The following is a 1,540-nucleotide window of genomic DNA, read 5'->3' on the forward strand; positions in this document are numbered from 1 at the left end:
CGATTCGTAGCTTACTTGAAGAAAAGTTTTTTGGTAGTACCAGTGCTGGTTTATATAAGTTAACTAATAAACCTATAACAATTATTCGTCCTCAGTTAATCACAACTTACACCACAGAAGAGCTAAGCTTGCGCTGTCAACACCTATGGCAATATCTTTTAATACCTTACAAAGAAGGAAAAGCTGGTAAGTATCTAATTGAACAAATTAAACAACAGGTGCAAAAATGCCCTGATAGTTCTCTTAAGCAATGTATGTTAATTTCGGTTATTGACGAAGGGGGAAGGAGAACTGCAATGCTAGCAGAACAACGTCTTGAAGATGCAGCAGAAAAGTTAGCCTCAGTCAAAGCAGAATTAGAAGCAATTGGGTTAGAAGTTAATACAGAAGTGAGACAAGGTAATGCGATACAAGAGATTATGGATGCAGCCTTAGAATTTGATATTAGCGCGATCGCGATCGCCACTGATTATCGTAATACACTATTAGAATGGACAGCCCCCAGCTTTGCCAACGATTTGATACGCCGTAGTTGGTTTCCTACAGTGTTTTTCTCACCGAAGAAGTAATTAAGAAAGGATGAATTATGAATTATAAATTATGAAGAAAGATCGCACTAATTAACACTTCATCGTTCATCCTTCATCGTTCATCCTTTAAAGCGTACCAAAGCCTTTTTTCTTTTTGTTTTTTTTCTTTTTCTTTTTGGGTTGTCCTTGTCTTCCTCCCATTCCAGGCATTCCTCCACCGAACATACCACCGCCCATTCCAGGCATACCGCCTCCCATACCAGGCATTGCGGGCATTCCAGGCATACCGCCTCCCATACCCATTTGCTGCATCATCGAGCGCATTCGGGTAAAATCTTTAACCAGCTTAGAAACATCTCTTTCCTCAAAACCAGAACCTTTTGCCACACGACGACGGCGACTGGGAGATTGAGCCAATAATTCGGGTTCGGTTCTTTCCTGTTTGGTCATGGAGTTAATCATGGACTCAGTTTGCTTGAGTTGACTTTCTCCTTTTTCCAAATCAGCACCACTGAGTTTATTCATTCCAGGGATTAACTTCATAACACCCCCTAATGAACCCATATTTTTCAGCAAGCGCATCTGTTTTAGGAAGTCGTTAAAATCAAACTTCGCTTCTATGATTTTCTCTTGCATCTTGGCAGCATCTTCTAAGTCGAACTCTTCCTGAGCTTTTTCGACCAGAGTTAGAATGTCTCCCATATTAAGGATACGAGAAGCCAAGCGATCTGGATAAAATGGTTCTAAAGCCTCTACTTTTTCTCCAGTACCGACGAATTTAATAGGTTGTCCTGAAACTTGGCGCACGGAGAGAGCAGCACCACCACGGCTATCCCCATCTAATTTGGTGAGAATTGCTCCTGTAATACCGATTTCTTCCTGGAACATTCGACTCCAAGGAAAAAATATTCGGTTGCAAAATGGCTCTGATATCTTAAATATTACTTTAGGTACGGAGAGTGGAGGTCAAATATCTCTCGTTGCCAGTGACAATATAGAATTGACGAGCC

Annotated in this window: 1 protein-coding gene and 1 pseudogene; one reads left to right on the forward strand and one right to left on the reverse strand. The window is 41.0% G+C overall.

Annotation, left to right across the window (positions count from 1 at the left end):
* Positions 1–569 (forward strand): universal stress protein (locus H1P_RS33245; RefSeq protein WP_144875743.1); only part of this gene is annotated, 569 nt, incomplete at its 5' end.
* Positions 570–656: 87 nt separating this feature from the next.
* Here H1P_RS33245 and H1P_RS33250 read toward each other — a convergent pair.
* Positions 657–1,415, reverse strand: a pseudogene (locus H1P_RS33250) (signal recognition particle protein); the annotation flags it as partial.
* Positions 1,416–1,540: the final 125 nt, after the last annotated feature.

It is taken from the genome of Hyella patelloides LEGE 07179 (assembly GCF_900659865.1).
GTDB lineage: Bacteria > Cyanobacteriota > Cyanobacteriia > Cyanobacteriales > Xenococcaceae > Hyella > Hyella patelloides.